30 protein-coding genes are annotated in these 26,824 nt (G+C 66.8%); 13 read left to right on the forward strand and 17 right to left on the reverse strand.

Annotated features, from left to right (window positions below; all coding sequences use genetic code 11):
* Positions 1 to 341: 341 nt before the first annotated feature.
* On the reverse strand, positions 342 to 674 hold the full coding sequence (locus ACSBPQ_RS05565) for a hypothetical protein (RefSeq protein ID WP_442684045.1): 333 nt from the start codon (positions 672 to 674) through the stop codon (positions 342 to 344).
* Positions 675 to 835: 161 nt separating this feature from the next.
* On the opposite strand from ACSBPQ_RS05565, the gene ACSBPQ_RS05570 reads away from it, so the two are divergent.
* Positions 836 to 1,906, forward strand: coding sequence for an HDOD domain-containing protein (locus ACSBPQ_RS05570; RefSeq protein ID WP_442684522.1), 1,071 nt, complete (start codon positions 836 to 838; stop codon positions 1,904 to 1,906).
* On the opposite strand, the gene ACSBPQ_RS05575 is transcribed toward ACSBPQ_RS05570, so the two are convergent.
* The gene (locus ACSBPQ_RS05575; RefSeq protein WP_442684046.1) at positions 1,903 to 3,483 is read right to left on the reverse strand and encodes a phospholipase D family protein; all 1,581 of its coding nucleotides are present in this window, start codon (positions 3,481 to 3,483) and stop codon (positions 1,903 to 1,905) included. The two genes, ACSBPQ_RS05570 and ACSBPQ_RS05575, sit on opposite strands and share 4 nt — an antisense overlap.
* A gap of 123 nt (positions 3,484 to 3,606) precedes the next feature.
* Between ACSBPQ_RS05575 and sstT the strand changes: the two genes are divergently transcribed.
* From sstT to ACSBPQ_RS05590, 3 genes are read left to right on the forward strand one after another with little or no spacing between them, the layout of a single operon-like run.
* Positions 3,607 to 4,812, forward strand: coding sequence for a serine/threonine transporter SstT (gene sstT / locus ACSBPQ_RS05580; protein ID WP_442684047.1), 1,206 nt, complete (start codon positions 3,607 to 3,609; stop codon positions 4,810 to 4,812).
* 4 nt (positions 4,813 to 4,816) lie between these two features.
* Positions 4,817 to 5,539, forward strand: coding sequence for an AzlC family ABC transporter permease (locus ACSBPQ_RS05585; protein WP_442684048.1), 723 nt, complete (start codon positions 4,817 to 4,819; stop codon positions 5,537 to 5,539).
* Positions 5,536 to 5,838, forward strand: a complete 303-nt coding sequence (locus ACSBPQ_RS05590) for an AzlD domain-containing protein (RefSeq protein WP_442684049.1) — start codon at positions 5,536 to 5,538, stop codon at positions 5,836 to 5,838. Before ACSBPQ_RS05585 ends, ACSBPQ_RS05590 begins: the two co-directional genes overlap by 4 nt.
* A gap of 82 nt (positions 5,839 to 5,920) precedes the next feature.
* On the opposite strand, the gene ACSBPQ_RS05595 is transcribed toward ACSBPQ_RS05590, so the two are convergent.
* Entirely contained in the window at positions 5,921 to 6,631 is a 711-nt protein-coding gene (locus ACSBPQ_RS05595; RefSeq protein ID WP_442684050.1) for an RNA pseudouridine synthase, read from the reverse strand.
* Positions 6,632 to 6,696: 65 nt separating this feature from the next.
* Complete coding sequence (locus ACSBPQ_RS05600) at positions 6,697 to 7,194, reverse strand: M48 metallopeptidase family protein (protein WP_442684051.1); 498 nt, start codon at positions 7,192 to 7,194, stop codon at positions 6,697 to 6,699.
* Positions 7,195 to 7,267: 73 nt separating this feature from the next.
* Here ACSBPQ_RS05600 and ACSBPQ_RS05605 point away from each other — a divergent pair, with 73 nt between their 5' ends.
* On the forward strand, positions 7,268 to 7,822 hold the full coding sequence (locus ACSBPQ_RS05605) for a DUF2058 domain-containing protein (protein ID WP_442684052.1): 555 nt from the start codon (positions 7,268 to 7,270) through the stop codon (positions 7,820 to 7,822).
* A 73-nt stretch (positions 7,823 to 7,895) separates the two neighbouring features.
* Complete coding sequence (locus ACSBPQ_RS05610) at positions 7,896 to 8,159, forward strand: DksA/TraR family C4-type zinc finger protein (protein ID WP_442684053.1); 264 nt, start codon at positions 7,896 to 7,898, stop codon at positions 8,157 to 8,159.
* A gap of 18 nt (positions 8,160 to 8,177) precedes the next feature.
* On the opposite strand, the gene ACSBPQ_RS05615 is transcribed toward ACSBPQ_RS05610, so the two are convergent.
* The 4 genes from ACSBPQ_RS05615 to ACSBPQ_RS05630 all read right to left on the reverse strand — a co-directional run bounded on the left by ACSBPQ_RS05615 (position 8,178) and on the right by ACSBPQ_RS05630 (position 12,474).
* A complete protein-coding gene (locus ACSBPQ_RS05615) occupies positions 8,178 to 9,437 on the reverse strand; it encodes a sugar transporter (RefSeq protein WP_442684054.1) in 1,260 nt (419 codons plus the stop codon).
* A 195-nt stretch (positions 9,438 to 9,632) separates the two neighbouring features.
* Positions 9,633 to 10,232, reverse strand: coding sequence for a hypothetical protein (locus ACSBPQ_RS05620; RefSeq protein WP_442684055.1), 600 nt, complete (start codon positions 10,230 to 10,232; stop codon positions 9,633 to 9,635).
* An 87-nt stretch (positions 10,233 to 10,319) separates the two neighbouring features.
* Positions 10,320 to 10,973, reverse strand: a complete 654-nt coding sequence (locus ACSBPQ_RS05625) for a mechanosensitive ion channel domain-containing protein (RefSeq protein WP_442684056.1) — start codon at positions 10,971 to 10,973, stop codon at positions 10,320 to 10,322.
* A gap of 142 nt (positions 10,974 to 11,115) precedes the next feature.
* A complete protein-coding gene (locus ACSBPQ_RS05630; RefSeq protein WP_442684057.1) occupies positions 11,116 to 12,474 on the reverse strand; it encodes an Hsp70 family protein in 1,359 nt (452 codons plus the stop codon).
* Between the two features lie 164 nt (positions 12,475 to 12,638).
* Between ACSBPQ_RS05630 and ACSBPQ_RS05635 the strand changes: the two genes are divergently transcribed.
* On the forward strand, positions 12,639 to 12,971 hold the full coding sequence (locus tag ACSBPQ_RS05635; RefSeq protein ID WP_442684058.1) for a zinc ribbon domain-containing protein YjdM: 333 nt from the start codon (positions 12,639 to 12,641) through the stop codon (positions 12,969 to 12,971).
* A gap of 9 nt (positions 12,972 to 12,980) precedes the next feature.
* On the opposite strand, the gene ACSBPQ_RS05640 is transcribed toward ACSBPQ_RS05635, so the two are convergent.
* Entirely contained in the window at positions 12,981 to 14,120 is a 1,140-nt protein-coding gene (locus ACSBPQ_RS05640) for a tetratricopeptide repeat protein (protein WP_442684059.1), read from the reverse strand.
* A 274-nt stretch (positions 14,121 to 14,394) separates the two neighbouring features.
* On the opposite strand from ACSBPQ_RS05640, the gene thpR reads away from it, so the two are divergent.
* The 5 genes from thpR to ACSBPQ_RS05665 all read left to right on the forward strand — a co-directional run bounded on the left by thpR (position 14,395) and on the right by ACSBPQ_RS05665 (position 16,980).
* On the forward strand, positions 14,395 to 14,982 hold the full coding sequence (gene thpR / locus ACSBPQ_RS05645; protein WP_442684060.1) for an RNA 2',3'-cyclic phosphodiesterase: 588 nt from the start codon (positions 14,395 to 14,397) through the stop codon (positions 14,980 to 14,982).
* A gap of 62 nt (positions 14,983 to 15,044) precedes the next feature.
* Positions 15,045 to 15,644, forward strand: coding sequence for an HD domain-containing protein (locus tag ACSBPQ_RS05650; RefSeq protein WP_442684061.1), 600 nt, complete (start codon positions 15,045 to 15,047; stop codon positions 15,642 to 15,644).
* 44 nt (positions 15,645 to 15,688) lie between these two features.
* Positions 15,689 to 15,880 carry an oxidoreductase-like domain-containing protein gene (locus tag ACSBPQ_RS05655; protein ID WP_442684062.1) on the forward strand — a complete coding sequence of 64 codons (192 nt, stop codon included), beginning with the start codon at positions 15,689 to 15,691 and terminating at the stop codon, positions 15,878 to 15,880.
* A gap of 87 nt (positions 15,881 to 15,967) precedes the next feature.
* Positions 15,968 to 16,636 (forward strand): DUF998 domain-containing protein, encoded by a 669-nt coding sequence (locus ACSBPQ_RS05660; RefSeq protein ID WP_442684063.1) that lies wholly within the window; start codon positions 15,968 to 15,970, stop codon positions 16,634 to 16,636.
* Positions 16,633 to 16,980, forward strand: coding sequence for a RidA family protein (locus tag ACSBPQ_RS05665; RefSeq protein ID WP_442684064.1), 348 nt, complete (start codon positions 16,633 to 16,635; stop codon positions 16,978 to 16,980). Before ACSBPQ_RS05660 ends, ACSBPQ_RS05665 begins: the two co-directional genes overlap by 4 nt.
* 100 nt (positions 16,981 to 17,080) lie before the next feature.
* Here the strand turns inward: ACSBPQ_RS05665 and rnfB are convergent, their stop codons facing one another.
* The 8 genes from rnfB to ACSBPQ_RS05705 all read right to left on the reverse strand — a co-directional run bounded on the left by rnfB (position 17,081) and on the right by ACSBPQ_RS05705 (position 25,273).
* Positions 17,081 to 17,554: an Rnf electron transport complex subunit RnfB gene (gene rnfB / locus ACSBPQ_RS05670; protein ID WP_442684065.1), complete on the reverse strand. Its 474-nt coding sequence runs from the start codon at positions 17,552 to 17,554 to the stop codon at positions 17,081 to 17,083.
* Between the two features lie 52 nt (positions 17,555 to 17,606).
* Positions 17,607 to 18,197, reverse strand: coding sequence for an HAD family hydrolase (locus ACSBPQ_RS05675; protein WP_442684066.1), 591 nt, complete (start codon positions 18,195 to 18,197; stop codon positions 17,607 to 17,609).
* 46 nt (positions 18,198 to 18,243) lie between these two features.
* On the reverse strand, positions 18,244 to 20,358 hold the full coding sequence (metG, locus tag ACSBPQ_RS05680) for a methionine--tRNA ligase (RefSeq protein WP_442684067.1): 2,115 nt from the start codon (positions 20,356 to 20,358) through the stop codon (positions 18,244 to 18,246).
* Positions 20,359 to 20,487: 129 nt separating this feature from the next.
* Positions 20,488 to 20,934: a DUF2147 domain-containing protein gene (locus ACSBPQ_RS05685; protein ID WP_442684068.1), complete on the reverse strand. Its 447-nt coding sequence runs from the start codon at positions 20,932 to 20,934 to the stop codon at positions 20,488 to 20,490.
* Positions 20,935 to 21,053: 119 nt separating this feature from the next.
* Positions 21,054 to 21,461, reverse strand: a complete 408-nt coding sequence (gene gloA2, locus ACSBPQ_RS05690; protein WP_442684069.1) for an SMU1112c/YaeR family gloxylase I-like metalloprotein — start codon at positions 21,459 to 21,461, stop codon at positions 21,054 to 21,056.
* Positions 21,458 to 22,516, reverse strand: a complete 1,059-nt coding sequence (locus ACSBPQ_RS05695) for a serine hydrolase domain-containing protein (protein WP_442684070.1) — start codon at positions 22,514 to 22,516, stop codon at positions 21,458 to 21,460. Before ACSBPQ_RS05695 ends, gloA2 begins: the two co-directional genes overlap by 4 nt.
* Before the next feature lie 30 nt (positions 22,517 to 22,546).
* The gene (locus ACSBPQ_RS05700; RefSeq protein WP_442684071.1) at positions 22,547 to 24,442 is read right to left on the reverse strand and encodes a DUF885 domain-containing protein; all 1,896 of its coding nucleotides are present in this window, start codon (positions 24,440 to 24,442) and stop codon (positions 22,547 to 22,549) included.
* Positions 24,443 to 24,580: 138 nt separating this feature from the next.
* Complete coding sequence (locus ACSBPQ_RS05705; protein ID WP_442684072.1) at positions 24,581 to 25,273, reverse strand: DUF502 domain-containing protein; 693 nt, start codon at positions 25,271 to 25,273, stop codon at positions 24,581 to 24,583.
* Positions 25,274 to 25,422: 149 nt separating this feature from the next.
* On the opposite strand from ACSBPQ_RS05705, the gene ACSBPQ_RS05710 reads away from it, so the two are divergent.
* Positions 25,423 to 26,817: a hypothetical protein gene (locus ACSBPQ_RS05710; RefSeq protein WP_442684073.1), complete on the forward strand. Its 1,395-nt coding sequence runs from the start codon at positions 25,423 to 25,425 to the stop codon at positions 26,815 to 26,817.
* Positions 26,818 to 26,824: the final 7 nt, after the last annotated feature.

Consider the following 26,824-nt stretch of genomic DNA (forward strand, 5'->3'; position numbering starts at 1 on the left):
TGATATCTCCGCCATTTCCGGCCATGCCGTCCGAGGGTAGTGATCGAAGAGGGGGCTTTACCGCAGAGGCATTGCCGGTCGTAACTGGTCGAGAGCTTCTGATCCTGTCCGGTGGACCTTCGCCAGAATCATCTGGTTGTTGAAATGCCTGATGGCTTCACCCGGGCCGGTCTGTGCGGCATCACCCGCCATCCGCCCATGGTCCATGGATATACAGCGTAAGCGACGTCTGTACCTGCGTTGATCTCCCCGGCCAAACCGTGATTCGGATAGGCCCTTCGTACTGGTAAAGAAGTGGGAAGGCGAAGGTGGGATAACTCCGGACAGATCTGTCCCGGTCTTTACATTGCCGGACAGGCGGGATCTTTCCCGGTGACGCTGGCGCATATGCGTCGGCGACACTCCAGGCCCTGCAGGGTGTTGGCACCCGGGCAAAAGCGCAGCTGTGCCTGGACGCTGGATTCGGTCGAGGCCGACTTCTTGCTTGCGACCTGGTCGAAGGCGGTACGTTCGTCTCGGGTGCGCTGCTGCTGGTCGGCTTCGATCTTGGCGATCAGATCGTCCATGGTGCGTGGTTGCTGCGTTGCCGGCCTGGGCTTTTCGTCTTCCTTGATGATGCCGAGCAAGGTGCCGAGCAGATTGTCGTCTTCCTTGTCCTTGGCACCGGTGAGCATTGCCGGTTGCGGATTGTCTTGAGCTGCTCCCAGGGGGGAGCATCGAGTCGCAATTCTGCATGGAAGCCGGACAGCTACATCCTCCAATCTCCGGCTTCAAGTCCACGCAGGCGGTGCCGATAACGATGCCGGGGTTCTGCTCGGGTTGCGTAGACGTGGACATGATGATTCTGGCGGCCGCTGTGGCTGCGCTGGTAGTGGTGTTGATCGCACGCAGGGGCACGCTCCGTGCGCGGGTTTCGCCGCGGCGGCAATACGTGGGTGAGATGGTGGAGGCGGCTGGCGCCGTGCCCGGGGTCGAGCCGATGGCGTTGGCGGTGTTGCGGCAGCGCTTCCATATGTTGGCGCTGGGGCTGGCAGAGGTACCGGCGGAAGAGCCGGGGCCGGAGCATCACGAGATCAGCGGCAGGGTGATGGCCGCGTTGCAGCGGGCGGATCTGTCGCCGCGCTATATACCGCGCCGCCCGCAGCTGCTACCGCAGCTGATCCAGAGCGTGAATGACAGCACCGCTTCGGCGCGCTCGATCAGCCGCATCATCGGCAGCGATCCGGTGCTGGCGGTCAACCTGCTGCGCATCGCCAATAGTCCGCTGTACCGTATCCAGCGCCATGAGGTGCAGAGCATCGAGCGGGCGGTGACGCTGGTCGGCAATGACGGCATCCGCCAGATCATCACCGCGGCGCTGGTGCAGCCGGTGATGAATCCACCCGACCGCGATGGAGGGCGCTACTCGAGGCAGCTGTGGGAATACACCCTGCGCATGTCGTTGGCCGCGGCCGACCATGCCCGCAGCATGGACAACGAGGACGGATTTTCCGCACAGCTGGCGGGGCTGTTGCGCGGTCTGGGCGTGGCGATGGTGGTGCAGGCCACGGCCGATGCCTATTCGCGCCGGCAGACACTGCCGCCTTCGCCGCAGGTGCTGCTGCGCTTGATCGACAGCTGTGCGGCGGCAACCGCCGCGCGTATCGCCCGCGAGTGGGAACTGGAGCCGGCCATCGTGCAGGCACTGGAAGCGCAGGCCCGGGAGCAGGCCCGGGAGCAGGCGGGGAGCGGGCTGGCACGCTCGCTGCAGCGGGGCGAACTGGCGGCCTCGCTGTCGATGCTGTGCGACGGGCAGGTGCTGTCGGTCGAGCAAGCGCAGGCGCAACTGGCCCTGCACCTTCCGCCACATGTGGCCGGCTGGCTGTGGCGGCGGGTCCATCCGCAAGAACGTGAAGGCATCGCTTAAAGCTGCGACTCCAGTGGCAGCCAGCTGATCACACGGGCGATTGCGCGTTGCAGCCAGGTGCTGTCCGGCTCGGTGGTGAGTACGGTGGGCGGCGGTGTTTCCCACTCCAGCCAGCGCAGCCGGTTCCCTCCGTCCAGGTAGACCCGGTAGCTGAGCTGCGGGCCTGACAGACGCAGGTATTCAGTGCGCAGCCGTGCGGCCAGCTGGGGATCGTCGAACACCGCGCCCATTTCGGTATTGAGATAGGCCGAGCGCGGGTCCAGGTTGAACGAGCCGACGAAGCCGCGACGGTCGTCGATCATGAAGGCCTTGGTATGCAGGCTGGCGCCGCTGCTGCCGAAGGTGGAGGCCTTGTGTTCGTTGCCGCGTGCCTTCAGTTCGTACAGCTGCACGCCACCGGCCAGCAGCGGCATGCGGTAGTTCATGTAACCGCTGTGCACGGCGGCGACATCGTTGGCGGCCAGCGAATTGGTGACGATGCCAACATGTACGCCCCGGGCTACCTGGTCGACCAGGGCGGCGGTGCCGGTATCGCCGGGAACGAAATAGGGAGAGATGAACAGTGCCTTGTGGCGCGCGCTGCCCAGTTCATCCACCAGCCGGGTGACCAGCCAGTCGCTGCGGTCGGTGGTGTGGCGTTTCTGCGGCGGGTCGGAATGCAGCTGCACGTCTGCGCTCCAGTGCAGGTCCAGTTGCTTGTCGAAATAGGCCTGGCCGAGATGGGCTTGCACCCGTTGCAGATACGGCTGCGCCCCGATCAGGCGGGTGTCCTGTTCCGACCGGCTGATGAAGCGTTCCAGGTCATGCGGCGATGTCGGGTGCAGCGCGGCGATCGGCACCACCATCGTGCTGTTCCAGTAATCGTCGAAGATGCTGCCGGCCTGCTGCGCCGCCGGGCCGGCCAGCAGCAGGTCGAGGTCGCGGAAGTTCACGTCCGGGCGCGCATCGAAATATTCGCCGCCGATATTCCGGCCGCCCACAATCGTCACCTGGCCATCGGCGGTCCAGGCCTTGTTGTGCATGCGGTGGTTGATGCTGAAAACCCGCTGCACCATTTCCACCAGCCGCCACAGGCCGTCGCGGTTGCGGAAAGGGTTGTACAGGCGGATCTCGATATTGGGATGGGCATCGAGCGCCATCATCAGCGGGTCCATGCCGACCGCGTTCATGTCATCGAGCAGCAGTCGCACCCGCACACCGCGCTCGGCCGCGGCGTGTACCTCGCGCGCCAGCAGGTGGCCGAGCATGTCGTCGTGCCACATGTAGTACTGCAGGTCGAGGCTGCGCCCGGCCATGCGGGTGATGAGGGCGCGGGCGGCGAAGGCTTCCAGGCCTTCGGACAGGAACACCGTGCCGTTCTTGCCGGGATGGGCCACGAACAGCGGCTGCAGCTGCTGGTCCAGCAGCGTCTGCCCGGCTTCCACCGGCAACACGTGGGAGGGCGTGCCGATCGCCTTGGGAGTAAGCCGGTCGCCCAGCAGCAGGCCGCTGATGACCAGCAGCACCAGCACGCCGAGGAGGCGGCCGAACAGGCGCAGCAGCCGTCGGGGAAAGGAGCGGGGAGGCGTTGTTTCCATGGGCGGATGCTAACGGCGTTTGCCGCGGATGGGGGATGGCAGGGCGATCCATGACGTTATGGGGGTGCGGTGGAGGGCACCGCCGGGAGAGAATCGCGGTTTGCCTTTGTGCCGAGTCCTGCGATGAGCGACCGTCCGTTTTCCTTCCGCGCGCCGAGCCTTGTGGTGCAGATCGTCATCGGCCTGGTGGCCGGCATTGTGCTGTCGCAGCTGTGGCCGGGCGGGGCGCGGGCGGTCGGCCTGCTTGGCACGGTGTTCATCTCGGCGCTGAAAGCGGTGGCGCCGATACTGGTGCTGGTGCTGGTCACCGCCTCCATCACCAACCACCGGCACGGGCAGAAGACCAACCTGCGCTTCATCATCGTGTTGTATGTGCTCGGCACCCTGGCGGCGGCACTGGTGGGCGTGACCGCCAGCTTCCTGTTTCCCAGCACGCTGACGCTGAAGGCCGCCGAGGTCGGCTTGAATGCGCCCAGCGGCATCGACCAGGTGCTGCGGACGCTGCTGATGCAGATCGTCGACAACCCGGTGCATGCGCTGCTCAATGCCAACTACATCGGCCTGCTGGCCTGGGCGATCGGACTGGGCCTGGCCTTGCGCCATGCCAGCGAGAGCACGCGCACGCTGGTGTCCGACCTGTCCCAGGCGGTGACCTGGCTGGTGCGGATGGTGATCCGGCTGGCGCCGTTGGGCGTGTTCGGCATCGTCGCCTCGCTGCTGGCCGAATCCGGCCTGGGCGAGCTGAAAACCTACCTGCACCTGCTGTATGTGCTGGTCGGCGCGATGCTGTTCATGGCGCTGGTCGGCAATCCGCTGATCGTGGCGGTGGTGACCCGTCGCAATCCGTATCCGCTGGTACTGCGCTGCCTGCGCGAAAGTGGCATCACCGCGTTCTTCACCCGTTCCTCGGCGGCCAACATCCCGGTCAACATGGAGCTGTGCCGCAAGCTGGGGCTGCAGGAGGAAACCTATTCGGTGGCGATCCCGCTGGGTGCGACCATCAACATGGCCGGTGCGGCGATCACCATCTCGGTGCTGACGCTGGCGGCGGTCAATACGCTGGGCATCGCCGCGGACCTGCCGACCGCCTTGTTGCTGAGCGTGCTGGCGGCAGTGGGTGCCTGCGGTGCTTCAGGTGTACCGGGTGGTTCGCTGCTGCTGATTCCGCTGGCCTGCAGCCTGTTCGGAATTTCCAACGACATCGCCATGCAGGTGGTGGCGGTGGGCTTCATCGTCGGCGTGGTGCAGGACTCGGCTGAAACCGCGCTCAACTCCTCCACCGACGTGGTGTTCGTCGCCGCTGCAGAACAGGCGCGCGCGCGAGGTTGACCCCATGCATCAGCGCTTCACCCCGGCGGTACGCATCGGCCTGTCGATCGCGCTGGCGACCGGCCTGTATGGCATCTCCTTCGGCGCGCTGGCGGTGGCCTCGGGTTTCAGCGTGCTGCAGACGGTGGCGCTGAGCCTGCTGATGTTCACCGGAGGCTCGCAGTTCGCCTTCATCGGCGTGATCGCGGCCGGTGGTACCGGTGCGGCGGCGTTCGGTGCGGCCACGCTGCTGGGCATCCGCAACGCGGTGTACGGGGCACAGATCAACCATCTGCTGCAGCCGCGCGGGTGGCTCAAGCCGCTGGCGGCGCAGGTGACCATTGACGAATCGGCGGCCACCGCTGCCAGCCAGACCGATCCGGCCGAACAGCGCCGTGGTTTCTGGGTGGCCGGTATCGGCGTGTTCGTGCTGTGGAACCTGTTCACCCTGTTGGGAGCATTGCTGGGCGATGCGCTCGGCGATCCGCGCCGCTGGGGCCTGGATGGGGCGGCGGTGGCAGCATTCCTCGGGCTGTTGTGGCCGCGGCTGCGCTCGCGCGAACCGGTGACCATTGCCGTGGTCTGCGCGCTGGTCACGGTGCTGGCCTTGCCATGGCTGCCGCCGGGTCTGCCGATCCTGCTGGCAGCCGCGGTGTCGGCGTTGTGGGGCTGGTTCGGGCAGGGGCCGGCCGATGAAGGATTGGAGCCGGATGTGGCGCCAGACACCGGCAAGGAGCCGGTGCAATGATGCTGTGGGGCTGGATCCTGCTGGGGTGCGCGGCGGCGTGGGCGATCAAGTTCGCCGGTTATCTGGTACCGGTGCGCTGGCTGCAGTCACCGCGCATGAGCCGGGTGGCCGGCTGCCTGACCATCGGCCTGCTGGCCTCGTTGACGGCGATGAACACGGTGTCTGCGGGCACCGGCCTGGCACTGGATGCCCGGCTGGGAGCATTGATCGCCGCCGCGTTGGCGTTAGTGTTGCGGTTGCCGTTCCTGGTGGTGGTGCTGGCCGGTGCGGCTGCGGCGGCGTTGCTGCGTCTGCTGTAGGACAATGATCTCCCGCTGACGTCGCTGGCCGCTTGCGTAGACCAAATCCAGCGGGCGCTGCGGTGCTTCCCGAAGCGAGCGCTCAGAAGCGCTGGCCGACCGGGAGATAGCGCCACTGGCCTTCGGGCATCTTGCTCAATCCCACCTGGCCGATGCGCAGGCGACGGACCTGGCCGGCTTGCAGCCCGACCTGGGAACACATCCACGGCAATTGGCCCGGCTGCACATCCTTGATCGCAAAACGCAGCCGCTGCTCGCTCTGCCAGCTGACCTTGCAGCCGGGTAGCGCGCGATTGCGGTACACCAGCCCCTGGGTGAGCTTGGGCATTGCCCACGGCGTGGGCTCGCCGCTGACATCCACCATGTACTCCTGCTCCAGTGTCGGGCCGGCTTCCAGCAGGTGGCGACGCACGCGCCAGTCCTGGGTGAATACGACCAGCCCGCTGGCGCCATCGTCCAGCGGCATCAGGGCGTCCAGCCGCTGGAAATGGCGACGCAGCAGGCGGATATCGGAGGCATCGTCGGCAAACCGGTTGCCTTCGACCAGCAATGCCGGCAGATCGGCGGCACGGGCGCCGGCGGGCTTGTTGAGCAGCAGGGTGGCCGGCTCGGCGGCCTCGGCGCTGGCCTCGGCGGCCAGGGTGACGACTTCAGTGGTCACCATCGTCTGCGGGGTTTCCACCACCACGCCGTCGACGCTGATCCAGCCGCCTTCGATGTACTGCCGGGCCTGCGCGCGCGAGCACTGCAGCAGCGCGGACACGCGCTTGTCGAGACGGATCGGGGAGGTCATGGCAGCTGCAAGGTCAAGGCGGGCGGGGAGTGTAGCGCCGCTGGCCGGCAGCGGCGATGGCCGGTTCAGCTGCCTTCGTGTTCCAGCGCGGTCAGATACAGACGCAGATCGAACTCGTACTGGTGGTAATCCGGCTCCATGTGCAGGCACAGCTGGTAGAAGGCCTTGTTGTGCTCGGCCTCCTTCATGTGCGCCAGTTCATGCACGACGATCATCCGCAGGAACTCGGCCGGCGCTTCGCGGAACACGCTGGCGATGCGGATCTCGCGGCTGGCCTTGAGTTTTCCGCCGTGGTTGCGGGAAATGGTGGTGTGGGTGCCCAGCGCGTGTTTGAGCACCTGCAGCTTGCCGTCGTAGAGCACCTTGCCCAGCGGCTGCGACTGGCGCAGGTGACGGTCCTTCAGCGCCTGCACGTAGTCGTAGAGCTGGCGGTCGTTGCGCACCGTGTGCGGCTGCGCGTAACGCTTGCGCACCGCCTCGCCGAGCTTGCCGGCGTCCAGCAGCTCGCGGGCGCGCTGCTGCAGGTGCTCGGGATAACCGTTCAGGTACTTCAGGGTGTGCATCGATGTGTCGGCAGGGCGTGGGGCTGGCCGCTATCATGGCAGGCCACGGCAACACGAAACCCGAATCACGAACATGGCAAAGGCGAATCCACTGCAGGAACAGCTGCTCAAAGCGGGGCTGGTCAAGAAATCACAGGTGTCGCAGGTGGCGCGCGAGCAGGTCAAGGCGCGCCATGGCAAAGGTCCGGCGGCTCCCACCGAGAGCCAGCGCGAGGCCGAGCGCGTGCGCGCCGAGAAGGCCGAGGCCGATCGCCTGCTGGCCGCCGAGCGCAATGCCCAGCGTCGTGCCGAGGAACTGCGCGCGCAGGCCCGGCAGATCATCGCCGACCGCAAGCTGCCGCGTGCCGGCGAGCAGGAATACCGTTTCAACGACGGCACGCTGATCCGTACGTTGCTGGTTACCGAGGGCTTGCGCAAACAGTTGGCCGACGGTGCGGTGGTGATCGTCCGTCACGGCGAGGGTTTCGAGCTGTTGCCGCGTGTTGCTGCCGAGAAGGTGCGCGAGCGTGCCGCCGACCTGATCGTGCTCGACCACGGCCAGAGCGCCGATACGCCGGCGTCCACCGGCAACGCCGAGGACGATGCCTACTACGCGCAGTTCCAGGTGCCCGACGATCTGATGTGGTGAACCGCGGCGGCGTTGATCCGTTGTTCAAGCAACTGCGCTAGGCTGCAGGCCGGTCACTTCGGAGTCGGCAGCCATGGCCACCGGTTGGGCGGGCGATACCGCCGTTCAGGATCAGATCGACGCGACGGTCGAGGACGCGATCAAGCGTGCCCGCAGCCGCCTGCCCAGCGGGCCTGGACTTGAGCACTGCGAGGAATGCGACGCGCCGATCCCCGAGGCGCGGCGCAAGGCGGTGCCCGGCGTGCGATTGTGTGTCGCCTGCCAGCAGGCGCAGGACGAAGACGAGGCGTTCAGCGGCTACAACCGGCGCGGCAGCAAGGACAGCCAGCTGCGGTAGCCGTTGCCGGCGCAATCCTCAGCGAGGGTCCACGCGCAGCTGGAAGCTGTCGCGCCAGCGCAGCATCGCCAGCAGCCACCACAGTCCACCGGCGCTGGCGATCAGGCCACCGACCAAGCCGATGTGCTGCATGCCCAGGTGCAGGCTGACCTGGCTGCCGATCAGCGCGCCGGCGCCGATGCCGATATTGAAGATGCCCGAGAACAGCGCCATCGCCACATCGGTCGCATCCGCGGCCAGATGCAGCACCTTGGACTGCATCGACAGCGAGAAGCAGATCATCGCCACGCCCCAGATCGAGACCAGCAGATACAGCGCGCCCAGGTTGCCCAGGCCAGGCCGCAGCAGCAACAGGCAGGCGGCCAGGGTGCCAATGGCCGTCAGCAGGAAACCGCGCGGCCAGCGCAGCCCGTAGCGCGAGAACAGCACGCTGCCGGCAAACCCCATGCCACCGAACAGCAGCAGTACCAGCGTGGTGACGTGCGCATCGAAGCCGCCGATGGCCTGCACGAACGGTTCGATATAGCTGTAGCCGGTGAACTGTGCGGCGACCACCACCATCACCAGCAGGTACAGCGCCATCAGCGCCGGGCGTCGCAGCAGCAGTGGAATGCTGCTGGCCGAACCGCTGTTCTGGCTGGGCAGGGCCGGCAGCAGCCGTGCCAGCACCAGCATCACCAGCAGCGCGACCCCGCCGATGGCCATGAAGGTGATGCGCCAGCCCAGCCATTCGCCGACGATGCGGCCCAGCGGAATGCCCAGCACCATCGCCACCGAGGTGCCGGTGGCCAGCAGGCCCAGTGCCTGCGGGCGTTTGCCTTCCGGTGCCACGCGCACCGCCAGCGAGGCGGTGATCGACCAGAACACCGCATGCGCCAGGGCGATGCCGATGCGGCTGGCCATCAGCACCGGATAGCTCCAGGCCACACCCGAGAGCACATGGCTGGCGATGAACAGGGCGAACACGCCCAGCAGCAGACGGCGGCGGTCGAAGTTGCGGGTCAGCAGCATGCACGGCAGCGAGGTCAGCGCGACCACCCACGCATAGATCGTCAGCATCAGCCCGACCTGCTCGATCGGCTTGCCGAAGCTGGCGCCGATATCGCTCAGCAGCCCGACCGGGACGAACTCGGTGGTGTTGAAAATAAAGGCGGCCAGCGCCAAGGCGATGACGCTGAGCCAGCGCTGGCGGTCATTGCGCGGAGCGTGGATTGCGGAAACGGGAACAGCGTCGCCGGCCTGTGGGGCAGGGCAGGAGGAAACCGGAGAAGAAGGCATCGAGAGCTGGAGCGGCGACCGGTGGGGGCGGTCAGTGCGGGAATTTTCGCACGCGCAAAGCGGATGCGGATGAAACGCAGCAGCCCATCACGCCAGGGTTCTGGAGCCGCTCCTGCCGCCCGCAGCGCTCCGGGGCAGGGCATTGCGGTGGACGAACCGGTAAGCCCGGTCGTCCCCGCAGGCATGGTGTGGGCGTCAGCCGGCCGGCACCCAGGTACCGCCCGCACCGGCGCAGGAGGCTGGCAGCGGGGTGAGGTCGGTGCGCTGGTAGTAGTACGCATCCATGCCCGAATTCATGAAATTGCGGCAGCTGCCCTGTGCCGGCGTGGGGCAGCGCGGCAGGTAGTCGATGCGCGCCGGCGCGTTGCCGGCAACGGTCAGCCCGTTGGCCAGCCCTTCGCAGGCACGCTCGAATTCGGCCTTGGAGTAGCGCCCGCCGGAGGCCATGCAATCACGGATGTCCTCGGTGTGGCCGGCGAGGGTGACGCGGCCACTGAGCATGCACGCCTGTGGCGGGCCACCGCTGCCGCGCGCCGCGGGTTGCCGGGCGAGCTGACGGCGCACATGCGCGGCCGGGTCGAAGTTGCCGTCGGCATCGAGCGACATGTCGTCATCGTCCATTTCGTCCAGATCCGCGTCGCTGTCGTGATCGGGGGCGGGATCGGGATTGGAAAGCGTGGCCAGCGCGAGGGTGTCGGCGGCGCGGGCCTGCGCGCTGGCGCTGCAGGTGAGGCCGATGGCGGCCACCAGCACGCACAACAGCAATGGGGTCAAAACCGGGGACAACGGCTTCATCTGATGACTTCCTTGGCAAACAGCGGGCGAGCGTGGCAAGTGCGCTTACCTGCTGTCAAAGCGCAGGCGCCGATGTTGTGCGGGCGATCACGCATCTTCCTTGGGTGCAGCCATCGAGCCACCGGCCGCCGGGTATGCGCTGGCGCCAGGAATACCTTCCGCCGGAAGCGTTGGCGTGCTGCTGGTCGGCTCGCTGCCGGGCTTCCAGCGGCGCAGGCCGCGCTGGAAGAACAGGCTGTTGGGGATCTGCATCAGGGTGGTGCCGGCAGGGGCGCCGACTTCCTGCAGGGTGGTGTAGATCAGGTTGATGTCGATGACCTGGCCCTTCAGGCCGGGCTTTTCACCATTTTCCAGCAGCTCGATCCAGTCGCCGAGGCGGAATGGCCGGGTGGTGAAAATCAGGAAGGTGCAGAAGATGTTGGACAGCACGCTCCAAGCGGCGAAGAACGCCACCGCGCCGACGGCGGCAAAGCCGGTGAATGCCGTCCACAACACCGACGGAGCGACGCCGATCTGGTTGAGCAGGGCCAGCACGGTGGCGGTCCAGATGACGAAATTGGACAGTCGCCGGATCGCCACCTCGATCTGTGCCGGCAGCGTGTAGTGCCGGCCCAGGCGGGCCAGCAGGCGACGCGTGAGCCGGCGCAGCAACCAGGCCACGAGCAGGATCAGCAGGATCCCGACCACGGTGTTGATCGGTTCGAACCACTGCTGCAGCGAGGGTGGGAGGTAGTGCTTCATCCTGGAAATCCTTGTGGGGCGTGATGCCGTGTTGCGCTGGAGCGGCGGTGGAAAGCGCTATCCGGCGCGGGCTGATTGTCGATGAGCAGGAGCGCTGCCGCCAGCCGGGAATACCGGCCGCGATGGTGTGGAGGATGTCTGCTCAGTCCCGGCTTGCCGCCAGTGCCAGCCCCTGCACGACGCCGAACGAGGGATCGCCCTGGACCAGCGTCGCTTCCGGGAACACGTTTGCTGCGGCCTGCCGGATATAGTCGGCACGTGACATGCCGCCGGTCAGGAACACTGCCGCCGGTGCCGGCCCGATATCGGCGCGGACCTGTTGCAGCAGTGCTTCCAGCTGATCCAGATAGCCACGCGCGGCGCCGGCGAGTTGCGGCGCGGCGGTCTCCACGACCAGTGCCGGCTCGATGAAATCCAGCGGGCTGGCGTGGAGTGTGTCCGTGCTCAGCGCGATCTTGCAGTCTTCCACGGCGCGGTACAGGCGCGCGGTGTTGCCGGTGTCCTGCAATGCCTGCAGGCGCGGACCGTAGGGTGCGTCCACCGCGCGGTAGTCGTGCTGGCGGAAATCGCGCTGGCGGGTCATGTCCTGCACCGTTGCCGCTTCCACGTAGTGGTGCGTGGGCACGCGGGTGATGCCGCGTCCAAACAGCGGCATGTAGCCGGCCAGGCTCAGTGCCAGATCGATATCGGTGCCGCCGCGGGCGATGCCCCAGGCGCGGTGGATCTGTGGCGCGCTGTCACCGCCGACACTGGCATGGGCGATATCGGTGGTGCCGCCACCAACGTCGACAATCACCGCGTCATGCCGCTGCGTGCTGACCGCGTGGTAGTGCATGGCTGCGGCGGCCGGCTCCTCGAGGAATTCGATCTCATCGAAGCCGGCGGCCAGTGCCGCGCTGCGCAGGATATCCAGCGCCTGGTCGTTGCCGGCCGCCCCGATCGAGCTGCGGAACTGCACCGGCCGGCCGAGCACGGCGCTGCGCACGTTGTGCCGCAGCTGGCGCGAGGCGGTCAGGCGGATGTGTTCGAGAATGTGGGTGGCAATGCCGGTGATGGTCTGCCGCGCGCGTGGATGCAGGTTGTAGCCGAGCATCGACTTGGGGCTCTGCACCAGGTTGCCTTCGTTTTCCTCGAAATAGGCTTCCAGTGCCTCGTCGCCATACAGCGCGTTCTGCAGCAGCGTGGTGGAGCTTTGCGGCTCGCGGATACGCTCTTCCATCCATTGCCGGCGCACCACGCGCAGCGCATCGGCACGCAGCTGTTCGGGGCGGCGGCTGATGCCGCTGGCGCGGATGTCGCGGCGCGCCGATTCGACCAGCTGCTCGACCTGCTGCTCCAGTGCCGGGGTCAGTTCGAAATCGCTGGGGTCGCGCATCACCCCGGGGAAATACACCGTGGTGCGGAACTGCAGCGCCTCGCCGAAACGGATCGGGACGGAGGTGCCGTCGATATGGGCGGCAGCGGCGGAATTGCTGGTGCCGAAATCGATGCCGAGTTTCATCTGGCGGAGTCATGCGGAAAGCGGCCGCGCACTTTACTACGGGCGGCCCGGCGGGCCATGGCCCATGGTTCAGGTGGATAGCGCTGGCGGGCGCATGGCGTGCGCGGGGGGCATGGGCCCGAGCGGCTACAATACCGGGTCTTTCACGCTGTCCTGGAGACGCCATGCCTACCTCATCCTGCCCGCAGTGTTCGCTGGAGAACGTCTATCCCGATGGCGCGCTGTGGATCTGCGCCGACTGCGGCCACGAATGGATGCCCGGCGAAGCCGATGCCGATGTGATGGTGGTGCGTGACAGCAACGGCAATGTGCTGGTGGCCGGCGATACCGTCACCGTCATCAAGGACCTGAAGGTCAAGGGTTCCTCGATCCCGCTCAAGCAGGGCACGGTGATCCGCAACATCCGCCTGGTCGAGGACGATCCGGAGAACATCGAAGGCAACTCGGACAAGATCAAGGGACTGGTGCTGAAGACCTGTTTCCTGCGCAAGGCCTGAGCCTGCGCTTCAATGGACGCTGCGGCGGGCCTGGAGCCGCCGCAGGCTGTCCAGCTTGGCCTGGTAACGCGCGCGCTGCCCGGTGGTATCGGCCAGCCGCCGCGCGCGTTCCATTTCCCGCCCGGCTGCGCGGTTGTTGCCGTTGAGGAAATAGGCGCGGGCCAGCCCGAAATGGAACTGGTGGGCGTTGCCGTGCAGCCCCACCGCCGCGCGGTAGTAGCGCACGGCCTGTGCGTAGTCGCCGGCATGCTCCGCTTCGGTTCCCAGCATGAATTGATACAGCGGGTCGCGTTTGCGCACCTGCGCCAGCCGTTTCTGCAGCGGCGCCGCGCGGGCCGTGTCGCCCAGCCGGATGAACAGCGCGCTGGCATTGGACAGTGCCGAAGGGTGGTTGCGGTCGATCGCCAGCGCCCTGTCGAAATCGCGGGTGGCGGCCACGTTGTCGCCACTGCGCGAGTCGAGCACGCCGAGATTGTTCCAGGCCGGGACGAAGCGCGGCTCCATCCGCAGCGACGCTTCGAAATACCGGCGTGCCAGGGCGGGGTCATGGGCGGCCAGGTGGTCGGCGCCGAGGTTGTTGTAGAAGTGCGCCAGTGCGCGCTGGTCGGAGATCGCACGCGGTCCGCGGCGGTCATAGAGCACGTTGCGGTCCAGGTCCAGCGTGGCGTGGCGGCCCTGCACGCGCATGCCGACATTGACGTGGCCGGCGTTGAACAGCAGCCCGCGGTCCTGGTACCAGGTGACCACCTGGCCGACTTCCTGCAGGCGCGCCTCCACGCCGATCTCGCGCGCCAGCGCCACGAACAGCAGCGAGAATGACAGGCAGTTGGCGCGGCGCTGGCGCCACACTTCGCCCACGCTCAAGGTCGCCTCGGGGTCGTACTGCAGGGCCAGTCCGTCAGGCTGGAACACCAGTTCGACCAGTCGCTGCAGGGCCAGTCCGTCAGGCTGGAACACCAGTTCGACCAGTCGCTGCAGGCGCTGTTCCGGCGAGTTGGCGGGGCGGATCACCCGCGCCTGCAGTTGCGCTTGCAGCTCCGGTGGAATGCGCATCACCTCGGCGGCGGGTGGCACTTCAAGGGGCGCAGTGGGCGGCACAGGCGCAAGGCCCGTGGTGGTGAGCAGGAGCAGGGCATTCCAACCGGTCATGGCGACCACCCGGATGCGGTTGTGACGCCGCCAGTGTATGCCTGTGGATGTGTGATGGCGCTGTACGCCGTTCATCCACAGGGGGTGTGGACCAGCACTTGGCAAAGGTGTGGATAAGCGGCGCAGCGCCTTGTCCGGCGCGGCCTTGCGAAGGCTGGTCAAAAATTGACCAGTGCCGGGCCGTTGCGGGTGGGGTCTGCTAGTATCCGCGGCCCCAGACAGTCTTGTCCGCGGCAAGGACAGCTTCGCGCCGGCCGGCCTTTCACGTCCCACCATGACCAACTATCTCCCTTCTTCCGAGGCGCAGCTTTCGCTGGGCCTTGGCAGCGACATTCCCACCGAGCGGCTGTTCTTCGCGGTGATGCCGGACCCGGCCACGGCCGCGCGGATTGTCGAGCTGGCCGAAGGGTTGCGTGAGGACCATGGCCTGGCCGGCCATCCGCTGGCGCACGACCGCCTGCATGTCACCCTGCATCACCTGGGCGATTACGCCGGCCTGCCGCCGAGCCTGCTGGCACGGGTGCAGCAGGCGGCGGCGCGGGTGCGCATGCCTGAATTCGAGGTCTGTTTCGACCAGGCCGGCAGCTTTGCCGGCAACCGTCAGAATCCGTTCGTGCTGCGCAGCGATTATGGCGCCGAACTGCTGCATGAACTGCACGCCGAGCTGGCACGCTGCCTGCTGGGTGTTGGCGGCAAGCCCGACACCCGTTTCACCCCGCATATCACCCTGCTGTACGACAAGCGGCGTCTGCCGTTGCAGCCGGTGCAGCCGCTGCGCTGGTTCGTGCGCGAATTCATGCTGATCCGCAGCTTCCTCGGCCAGACCCGTTACCAGCTCGAAGGGCGCTGGCAGCTGGGTTGAGCAGGCGCGCCAAGGTGCGGTAACAGGCTTGCAGCCACGCGCCGGCCTGCGAAGATGCGGGTATGGACGATCTGCTGATGTCACTGCCACCGCCGCTGCTGGCCGAGGTGAAAACCGCCTACGCGCAACCGCCGCGGGCGTACCACAACTTCGCCCATGTACAGGCGCTGCTGCACCACTACCGCGATGTCGCCGTCGGTCCCGGCTGGCAGCAGCCGCTGGAAGTGCTGCTGGCGGTGGTGTTCCACGATGCGATCTACGAGGCCGGGCGCAGCGACAACGAGCTGCGTTCGGCGCAGCTGGCACAGGTGGCGATCACGCGCTGGCTGGCCGACCGTGATGTCGATGTGACCCGGGTGATGGCGTTGATCGAGCTGACCGCACGCCATGGCAGCCTGCGCGCCGAGGAACTCGATGCCGATGCCGCGCTGTTCCTGGACAGCGACATGGCCATCATCGGCGCACCGGAAGCGGTGTTCGACGCCTATGACCGGGGCATCGCCGAGGAATATCGCGGCAAGGTGCCCGGCTTCCTGTTCCGGCTCAACCGTCGCCGATTCCTGAAAGGCGTCCTGGCACAACCACGCATCTTCTTCAGCGACTTCTTCCACGACCGCTATGACGCGGCGGCCCGCGTCAACCTTCGGCGGGTTACGGCATGAGTGACGCCGCTGGCTAGAATGAGGGTCGATGAACTGCCGGTGTGATGTCTGTGGCCGATGTGATTCCCCTTCCTGATCCGGACCCGCGTCCGCAACCGCCGGAGAAACCCGGTCCGAACGAGTGCTGCGACAGCGGCTGCCCGCTGTGCGTGCTGGACCTGTATGCCGAAGAGGTGAGCCGGTACCGGCAGGCGCTGGCTGAATGGAAGCAGCGCCATCCGGACGAGGGAGGCTGACAGCGCAACGCCTGTCTTGACGATAGGCGGGTACTCCATTCCACCGCCAGCTCCCGGATCAGCTTGCCCCTGCCTGCCTCCCTGCCCATGCGATTGAAGCGATACGCGGCACCGACCGCGCTTGTCGCGGTGTTGCTGTTCGCCGTCACGGCGACGTGGCTGCAGTTCGTCCGCACCGATCTGGACTGGGTGCGCGCCACGCTCAGCCTGTACCTGCACGGCCCCGGCGGGCTGTGGTTGCGCGCCGCTTACTGCTTTCTGGCTGTAGGAGTGATCCTGCTAGGTGGGAGCCTGTACGCGCAGCTGCGCGGGGCTGCCCGTCGTGGCCTGCCGGGCGCGCTGTTCGGCATGGCCGGGCTGGGGCTGGCCGGTGTGGCGATCGGCGACAGCTGGCTGCCGGCGTATACCCCGTTGCTGGCGCCGCTGGTACACGGGTTGTCGGCGCAGATGGCGTTCCTGTGCGTGACCGTGGCGATGCTGGTGCAGGCCTGGTGTTTCGGTCGCGACGCGCGCTGGCGCCGCTGGCATCGCCCGGCGTGGTGGTGGGCATGGCTGACCTTCGCCGCGCTTTGGGGGCATGTGCTGTGGCGCGCCAGTCCGCGCGGTCTGGGGCAGAAGCTGGTGATCGCGCTGGTGGTGGGCTGGCTGCTGCTGGTCAGCCTCGCGCTGTGGCGCGCCGGGCGCAAAGAACCAGCTGAAACTTCCGGTTCAGGTCACAATAACGGCCACTCTCACCACAGGGATTCAGCCCCATGATCCAGCGCTTCGATACCGGCCCGCGCATGTCGGAAATGACCATCTTCAACAAGGTCGCCTATCTGTCCGGGCAGGTGCCGGAAGACACCAGTGCCGACATCGTCGGCCAGACCGAACAGGTGCTGGCCGCCATCGATGAGCTGCTGCGCCTGGCGGTGACCGACAAAACCAACATCCTGCGTGCGGAAATCTTCCTGGCCGACATGGCCGATTTCGCCGGCATGAACCAGGCCTGGGAAGCATGGGTGCCGGCCGGTGCCACGCCCGCCCGCGCCACCGTGCAGGCCAGGCTGGCCAAGCCGGACTGGAAGGTCGAGATCGTCATCACCGCCGTGGTGCCGTAAGCAGCAGGAGTGAAAAACGTGAAGTGAGGAGTGAGAACAGGCAAAGGCAGAGGCTCGCATCACCTCACAGGTGAAAACTGCTGCTGTTTTCTCTCACTCCTTACTCCTCTCCGCTCACTCCCCGCACCTCGATGCAGTCCACCGGGCACGGCGGAATGCACAGCTCGCAGCCGGTGCACAGATCGGCCAGTACCGTGTGCATGTACTTGGCGCCGCCGACGATGGCGTCCACCGGACAGGCCTGGATGCATTTGGTGCAGCCGATGCAGTCGGCTTCGACAATGATCGCCACCTGTGGCGGCTTGTGCTCACCACGGCTGCGGTCGAACGGCACCGGGGCCACGCCCAGCACATGCGCCAACGCGCGCGCACCGGCATCGCCGCCGGGCGGGCAATGGTCCACGCCTGCCTCGCCACATGCCATCGCCTCGGCATAGGGGTGGCAGCCGTCAAAGCCGCACTGGCCGCACTGGGTCTGCGGCAGCAGGCGGTCGAGGCGTTCGACCAGCGCAACCCTTCCTTCTCCCTCCGGGAGAAGGTGGCGCGCAGCGTCGGATGAGGGTTGGGTAATCATTCGTTTGTCCTGCTCTGTGCCCGTACTCCAGCCCCGTCTCCGGGAGGGGAGCTCAGGTCAAGCATTTGCCGCAGTACCAGCGCTCGTGTGCCAGCGCCAGCATCGGTTTGTCTTCGCGGCTGTCGCCGTAGGCGTGCACGCGCTGGTACTTGCCCAGGTCGAACAGTCGGCGGATATGCGCCACCTTGCGCGGCCCGCAATCGGCATCGGCATAGCGCCCGGTCAGGCGGTTGTCCTGCACTTCGAGCCGGTTGCAGATCATCTGCAGGCCGAGCCCGTCACACCAGTGCTGCAGGTACAGGTCGAGTGAGCCGGACACCACGACCACGGTGTGGCCCTGTGCCTTGTGCCACTGGATCTGCTCGAGCATCTGCGGCCGGACCATGCCGGGCAGGTGCTCGAGCGCATAGTCGCGCGCCATCCGGGTGATCTCGCCGGCATCGCGACCGGTGAAGACCTGCGCGGTGACGCGGCGGCGGATGCGTTCGGCCGAGATCAGCTTCAAGCGGTACGCCAGCAGCCACGGTCCGATCCGCCACCACGCCTGCGCGCGCTGTTCTGGCGTGGCCACGCGCCGCAGGAAGCGGCTGTAGGTGTCGCAGACGGTGATAGTGTGATCGAAATCGAACAGCGCCAGTTCCAAAGCCGTTCTCCGGTCAAAGGGCGCGCAGTCGGCGCGCCCGTGGCCATCAGCGGACCGGCATGCCCGGCAGGGCGCCGGCGTCGGCATCGAGCAGGGCCAGCGCGCCGCCATCGAAACCGGCCGACAGGATCATGCCTTCGCTCAGGCCAAAGCGCATCTTGCGCGGGGCCAGGTTGGCGATGAACACCACGTTGCGGCCGACCAGCGCTTCCGGCTCGGCATAGCTGCCGCGGATGCCGGAGAAGATCTGCCGCTGGCCCAGTTCGCCGGCATCCAGCAGGAAGCGCAGCAGCTTGTCCGAGCCTTCCACGAAACCACACTCGAGCACCTTGCCGATACGCAGGTCGAGCTTGGCGAAATCGTCGATGCCGATATACGTGGACGCTTCACCCTCGGCCTTGGCTTCCACCTTCGCTTCAACCTTGGCGGGCTTTTCGGCCTTGGCCGGCTTGGCCTCGGTGGCGGGCTTTTCGGCCTTGGCCGGCTTGGCCTCGGTGGCGGGCTGGGCGGCGAGGGTGTCCCTGGAGGCGTCGGTCATCGCGTCAATCATCTTCGGGTCGATACGGGTGAACAGCGCCACGTACGGCGCGATGGTGTGGGCGGTGAGCGGCTGGGCGATATCACTCCAGCCGTGCATCGGCGCGTTGAGGAAGCCCTCGGCCTGCTGCGCGGTGGTCGGCAGCACCGGCTTGAGCGCGGCCACCAGCACGCGGAACAGGTTCAGGCCCTGCGTGCAGACCGCCTGCAGCTGCGCGTCGGCACCCTCCTGCTTGGCGATCACCCACGGCTTGTGGTCGTCGATGTACTTGTTGGCCTCGTCGGCCAGCGCCATGGTCAGGCGGATGGCGGCAGCCGGATCATTGCGCTCGTAGGCCTCGCGCACCGGTGCCAGCGCGGCGACGAAGCGGTCGTACTGGGCCGGGTCCGGCAGCGCGGCGGCCAGCTGGCCGTCGAAACGCTTGGAGATGAAGCCGGCGCAGCGGCTGGCCAGGTTGACGAACTTGCCGACCAGATCGGCATTCACGCGGGCGCTGAAGTCGGCCAGGTTCAGGTCCAGATCGTCCACACCGCCGGAGGACTTGGCGGCGAAGTAGTAGCGCAGCGCTTCCGGGGCCAGGCCCACGTCCAGATAGGTGCGGGCCATCACGAAGGTGCCGCGCGACTTGCTCATCTTGGCGCCATCCACGGTCAGGTAGCCGTTGACGTGCAGCTTTGTCGGCGCGCGCAGGCCGCTGCCGTGCAGCACCGACGGCCAGAACAGGCCGTGGAAGTTGACGATGTCCTTGCCGATGAAGTGGTGCAGCTCGGTGTTGCTGCCCTGCGCCAGCACCGCGTCGAAGTCGTCGCCGGTTTTCGCGCACAGGTTCTTGAAGCTGGACAGGTAGCCGATCGGCGCGTCCAGCCACACGTAGAAATACTTGCCCGGGGCGCCGGGGATCTCGAAGCCGAAATAGGGCGCGTCACGCGAGATGTCCCACGCGCGCAGGCCGCCTTCGGCATCCAGCCACTCGGCCAACTTGGCCTTCACGCCCGGCACGGCCACATCGCCGGCCAGCCAGCCGCGCAGGAATTCCTGGAAGCGGCCCACTTCGAAGAAGTAGTGCTCCGAATCGCGCATTTCCGGGGTGGCACCGGACACCACCGACTTCGGTTCGATCAGGTCGGTCGGGCCGTAGGTGGCGCCACAGACCTCGCAGTTGTCGCCGTACTGGTCCGGCGACTTGCACTTGGGACAGGTGCCCTTGATGTAGCGGTCCGGCAGGAACATGCCCTTGGCCGGATCGTAGAACTGGGCGATCGAGCGGCGGCTGATATGGCCGGCGGCATCGAGCTTGTTGTACAGCGCCTCGGTCAGCTTGCGGTTGGTGGCCGAGTTGGTCGAGTCGTAATGGTCGAAGTCCACGCCGAAGGCGGCGAAATCGCGCTCATGGCTGGCCTGGATGTTGGCGATAAAGGCTTCCGGGGTCACTCCGGCCTTCTCGGCGGCCAGCATGATCGGTGTGCCGTGGGTGTCATCGGCGCAGACATACCAGACCTTGTCGCCCATCAGCCGCCGTGCGCGCACCCAGATGTCGGCCTGGATGTAACCGACCAGGTGGCCGAGGTGGAGCGGGCCGTTGGCATAGGGCAGGGCATTGGTGACAAGCGCGGTACGGGTCATGGCCGTTGGGGGAGTACAGGGGACCGCCGATTATCGCATGTCGCGCTGTACAGGCCGGAAAACCCCGGGCGGAGAATGCAGAAACCCGGCCGGAGCCGGGTTTCTGCGCTATTCAGATTGCGGCCGGGATCAGATGCGTTCCCACACCTGCGACTTGCAGATGAAGGCGATGCAGCCGGAAACCTGCAGCTTGGCGCCACCTTCGATCAGCTCCATCTTCGATTTGTACACCTTGCCTTCGTCGGGCTTGAGGATGGTGCCGCCGCTCCACTTGTTGGCACCATCGGTGCGCATGCCGCGGATGATCTCCATGCCGGTGATCGGCTTGCCCTTGCGGTCGTCGCTGCACTTGTCGCAGGTCGGGTTGGGGCGGCTGGGGTTGAGCAGTTCGATGATGCGACCGTGCAGCGTGCCATTGCCGGTGCGATTGATCTCGACAATGGACTTGGCGCGGTGGGTATCCGGGTCGATCTGGCGCCAGCGGCCTTCGGCGCTGGCGTTGTCGGCCTGTGCGGCGGTGATGCCGGCCATGGCCAGCGGCAGGGCCAACAACAGGGTCTTGAAGGTCTTGTGCATGCGTCCCCTCCCAGGGTCTGTTTCAACAGCCGGCGACGCCGGTATGGCACCGAATGTATCGACATTCGCTGCGGTACGGAAGTGCGCGACGGTCGCCCGGCGCCATGGTTGTGCGGGCTTCAGGGTTCGACCTGTCGCGGGACTTCATACAGTTCCAGCGGCAATCCGTCCGGGTCGGCGAAGAAGGTGAAGCGGCGGCCGGTGTATTCATCCACGCGGACCGGTTCGCAGACGATGCCTTCCCGTTGCAGGCGGACGATCACTGCCTCCAGCACCTCTACACGGAAGGCCAGGTGGCGCAGTCCGTAGGCCTCGGGCCGGCTCGGGCGTGGCGGTGGCGCCGGGAAGGAAAACAGCTCCAGCTGGCCTCCATCGGGCAGGCCAAGGTCCAGCTTCCAGGAGTCGCGCCCGCCGCGGTAGTTCTCGGCAATGACGCGCAGGCCGAGGATGCGCACGTAAAAGTCTCGCGACCGTGCAAAGTCGGATGCGATCACCGCGACGTGGTGGATGCCCGCCAGCAGGCTCACCTCGCCGTATCCAGCCAGCGGCGGGCGATAGCCAAGGCCAGCGGATACGGCTCCGGATCGTTGCGGTTGCTCAGCACGATCACGGTCAATTTCTGCTTGGGGTAACGCACGATCACATTGCGGAAGCCGATGCTCTCGCCGCTGTGCCACAGCGCATCGCCATTGATGCGCCAGCCGAAGCCGTAATGTGGCACGTCCGGCTCATCGGTCTTCGTGGCCGGGCTGAAGGCCAGTTGCAGCGATTCGCGCCGCAGCAGGCGCTGGTCATACAGCGCCGCGTCCCACTTGGCCAGATCGTCGATGGAAGAATAAATGCCACCATCGCCGAGCACCGCGCTGGTGGTGCTCTGGTCGGTGCGCTGCCAGTGGCCGTCGATCCAGCTGTAGCCGTAGGCGCGGTGGGGCACGTCGTCCACGCCGTCCTGATGGGCGAAGGTGCTATTCATGCCCAACGGCAGGAAGATGCGCTGGCGCAGGAAACTGGCGAAATCGCTGCCAGATGCCTTGCCCACCACCAGCGCCAGCAGCGCATAGCCGCTGTTGCTGTAGCGGTAGTCGCTGCCGGGCGCGAAGTAGCTGCGATTCTCTTTCTCCAGCAGCTGCAGCACATCGCTGTCGTGGACCTGGCGGGTGTCGGCCGGATCCATCAGGTCTTCGTAGTCGAGCAGGCCGCTGGTGTGGCTGAGCAGCTGTCGCAGCGTGACCGTGTCGGCGACCGCCGGCAGGCTGGGCAGCCACTGTTTCACTGGATCATCGATGGACAGCTTGCCGTTCTCGGCCAGCAGCAGGATCGCCGCGGCGGTGAACTGCTTGCTCACCGAAGCCAGGCGGAAGTTGCTCTGCGGTGAAACCGGCGTGCCGTCCTCAACCACGGCCAGCCCGTAGCCGCGCCGGAACACCGGGTGCCCGTCCTTCAGCACCAGCACCGCGGCACCGGGAAAGCGGCCGTCGTAAGGCTGCATCAGGCCGTCAATGCCCGCATCCGCAGGGGTGCCGGCGCCGGCCATGGCCGCGGTGGAGAATGCCAGCAGGCACAACGGGGCGAGTCGGTTCATCCAGCGGCGCATGGCGGCTCCTTGGGGAAATCAGGTCTTCTGGCTGGCGATCCAGCGCTCGATCTTGGCCTGCAGGATATCCAACGGCATCGAGCCGTCTTTGAGGATCTCGTGGTGGAACTGGCGGGGATCGAAGCGCTCCTCGAGGTCGGCCTGCGCCTTCTCGCGCAACTGGCGGATGCGGGCCTCGCCGATGCGAGGGGCCAGCGTCTGCCCCGGCAACGCCATGAAGCGCTCCACTTCGGCGGCGGCATCGGTGGCGCTGAGGTCGGCGTTCTTCATCATGTAGTCGATCGCCTGCTGGCGGCTCCAGCCGGCCGCATGCAGCCCGGTATCGGCGACCAGCCGCACCGTGCGCAGCAAGCTGACCTGCAGGTAGCCCAGGTGGTCGTACGGATCGCTGTACAGGCCCAGCTCTTCGCCCAGCGACTCGGCATACAGGCCCCAGCCCTCGACGAAGGCGACATCGCCGCCGAGACGGCGGAAACGCGGCAGTGCGGCCAGTTCCTGCTGCGCGCCAAGCTGGAAGTGATGCCCCGGTATGCCTTCGTGCAGGTACTGCACGGCCACGCCCCAGCGTTTGCGCGAGGGCAGGTCGCCGGTGTTGACATACAGAACGCCCGGCTGTTCGCCGTCGGCACTGCCGGGCTGGTAGCTGGAGGAACTGGCGGTGAGCACGCGTTCCGGCTCGACCGGTCTGATCTCCAGTGCAGCCTTCGGGCGGCTGTTGAACAGTGCCGGCAACGCGGCGTCGACGCGCCGGCCGACATCGGCATAGTGGGCCAGCAGCGCATCGGTATCCTTGAACACGAACTGGCGATCGCTACGCATCGTGGTGAAGGTCTTCTGCATCGAACCGCGGATTTTCGCCGTCTTTTTCAGCGTGGCGATGCGCTGCTTCAGGTCGGCCACTTCCTGTTCGCCCTGCGTATGGATCGCTGCCGGCGAGGCTTCCAGCGTGGTGCTGCTGGCGATGTTGTGCGCATACCAGTCCTCGCCGCCGGGCAGCGCGCCCAGGCCATCGGTGGTACGGGTGGCGGGCAGGTATTCGGTGGCGATGAAGCCGCGCAGGGCGCGGTAGGCCGGCATCAGCCGGTACTCGATCATGCGCTTGTATTCGGCGCTGAGGCGCGCGCGGTCTTCGGCGGAAAAGTCCTCTGGCATGTTGCGCACCGGTGCCCAGAAAATGCTTTCCTCGGCGGTCGGCTTGATCACCGCATCCAGCTGCGGCAGCACTTTTTCCATCAACGCACGCGGCTGCACCACACCGGCCTGCATGCCTTCGCGCATGTTGGCGATGGCCTGGTCGAACAGCGCCGCCACGCCCAGCGAACGCTTTGACCAGTCCTCGTAGTCTTTCACCGTGCGGAACGGCTGCGCGCCGGCGCCAGAGCCCAGCACCGCGATGAGGCTGCTGAGGTTGTTGTAGGGGTTGATCGGCAGCATCCAGGCCGGATACCGCTCGGCCGCCAGCGACAGCTGCGCATCGCGGATGAAGATCTCGTAGCTGAGCAGGTCCTGGCCCTGCAGCTCGTCCTTGCCGACGGCTTCGACCTTGTCGCGCCACTGGAGCATGAAATCGTGCGCCTGCCGGCGCGAGGCCGCCGACAGGAAATTGGGCAACTGGTCGTTGAAACGCGGGTCGCCCTGGAAGGTCGCCTGCAGAGGATTCAGCCGCATCGCCGCGTCCCAGTATTCATCGTAGATGCGGTTCAGCTGCGCGGCCTTGTCCTGCTTGACCGCCAACGCACCGGGTGCGGCGCGGCGCGGCGGTGCGCTGGGTGGCCTTGCCCGGGGTTTGCCCCGGCTCTGCGTGGCGGCGGTGCGCTGCGCCTTCTTTGGCGCGGCGTCGGCCGGGGCGGGGGCAGGCAGTATCAGCAGGGCGGCGATGGCAAGGGCGAGCGCACGTGGCAGACGGGAGGGCATCGACAGTTCCGGAAGCACACAGGCGGGGGAGCTTGCCTGAGAAGGGGGCATGAGTGAAGCGGCGTGCGTGCCGGCACTGGCAACGGTACAGGTAGCTGTTGCGTTGCCAACGGATGCGGTTTTCCGCCGCCTGGCCGCTTACGACGGGTTCGGTTGCTGCTCGCCGGCGCGGGTGAACGGCATGGTTTCCGGTGCCACCGCGCCGCCGGAAATGATGAAGCTCATCGCCTGGTCCACGCTCCAGTCGGTCGGCGTCAGCAGCTCCACCGGCACGATCTCCAGATAGCCGGAAGTCGGGTTGGGCGTGGTCGGCACATATACCGCCGCCAGTTCGCGACCGGTGCCGGTTTCACGGATGACGCGGGTAACCAGGCCCACCGACTTCATCTCGCGGTGCGGGAAGTCGATCAGCACCACGCGCTGGGTGCTGCCGGGCTTGGTCTGCAGGATGTCCAGCAGCTTTTTGGCGCTGTCGTAGATGATGCTGGCCAGGGGGATGCGCTGGATGATCGCGCCGAACCAGCGCAGCAGCTGCTGGCCGACCACGCGGCGGCTGAGGATGCCCACCAGCAGGATCACCAGCAACGTCGCCAGCAGCGCGATGGTGTCCTGCACCCACTCGGCCTTCACCCAGCCCAGATAGTCCGGGAAGGAGGCGGCGATGCGTTCGGACAGCGGGATCACCAGCGGGCTGCTGATGCCCGACAACATGACAAAGACGAATTTGACGACCACCCAGGTCAGCCAGATCGGCAGCAGGGTCAGCAGGCCGGTCAGGAAAAGACGTTGCAGGGAGGCACGGGGAGCGGGGGAGGTGGCATTGGGCGACATGCGGCGATTGTAGCGTTGCGCCCGTTCTGCACAGGCGGAATCGTCTGCGGGTGGGATATAACGGCAACAGGCCGCTGTTCATCATGGCGGCAGGATCCAGGGGCGGCGCCGGGGACACGGGGTGCCGTACAACATCAGGGAGAAAGTTGATGGGCAAGGTGTTGTTGCGGGTGGTCGGCGGGCTGGTCGGCCTCTTGCTGGTGGCGGTGATGATCCTGCTGGCCTCACGGCTGTGGCCGCTGTCGGCGGCGCAGAAACGCGCGCTGGCGGTATTGGAAGCGCCGCGCGACCTGCCGGGCAGCAATGCCTATGCCACCCTGGCGACGTTGGCCATGGAAGGAACGTCGGCGCAGCGGCAGGCGCGGGTGGATGCCTATGTCACCGACTATGCCAGGTGGTATCACGGTTTCCGTGCCCGCATGATCGAAAGTGGGGGTGAGGGGGGCGCGGACGCCATGCAGGCCATGCCGCAGTTGGCCGGTGCAGCGGAAGCGGCGTTGCCGCGTGATCCGGCCCTGTGCCGCAACGGAACCGGCTGCCTGGCCCAGGTACGCGCGCAGCCGCAGGCGGTGGCCGACGCGTTATTGCCGCAGGCCACGGTGCTGGCGCGCATGGACGAGCTGGCCGCGCACGGCCATTACCTTTCGCCGTTGCCCCTGGATGCCGCCACTCCCGTGCCGGCACTGCAACCGCTGTTTGTGCCGTTGAGCGCGCATGCGCTCGCCCACGTGCAGGGCGACAGCCCGCGTGCGCTGGCGGGGCTGTGCCGCGATGCCGGCATCGGGCGCATGCTGCTGGATCACGGGGAAAACCTGCTCACCGGCATGGTGGGCGGCGCGATGCTGACGGCCAATGCGGAACTGTTTGCCGATGTGCTGGCCGAGTTGCCGGTCGATACGCCGCTGCCGACCAGCTGCGCCACGGCACTGGCGCCGTTGTCACCCAGGCAGGCCAGCAATTGCGCCAGCCTGCAGGGCGAGTTCGCGATGATCCGTGACGGCTACATGCTGACCGGGGAGATGACCCGTACCGGTTTCGATCTGGCAGGAGAGGAGTGGTGGGCGACGCCGGCTACGGCGAAGTTCTTCTACAACCGTGACAAGAGCGTGGCCCGTTCGGCCGAGACGCTTGGCCATGCCTGTCTGCCGGACACCTTGCAGGCCATTGCCGAGGACATGCCCATGCCGGCCATGCCGGTGCCCTCGGTGTGGCGGCTGGAGTGTGCGGCCAATGCGGTCGGCTGCATCCTGAGCAACATTGCCGGGCCGGCGTATTCCCGCTATGGGCAACGGCAGCAGGATGTCGCCGCGCAGCTGCGGCTGTTGCAGGCGGTGGTGTGGTTGCGGCAGCACGCGACGGCGGATGCGGCCATGCCACTGGCTGAGCGTCTGCACGAACTGCCCGCCGGGCTGCGCAGCCGGCATCGCCCGATCAGCGTCGCGGCCGATGGCAGTGCGTTGGAAACAGCGTCCTATGCCCGACACAAGGGCGTGGACACCGTGCGGGTGCCGTTGCCGCAGGCATTGCGACCGGAATCGCAGTAACCGCATC

It is taken from the genome of Stenotrophomonas sp. JC08 (assembly GCF_052180205.1).
Classification (GTDB): domain Bacteria; phylum Pseudomonadota; class Gammaproteobacteria; order Xanthomonadales; family Xanthomonadaceae; genus Stenotrophomonas.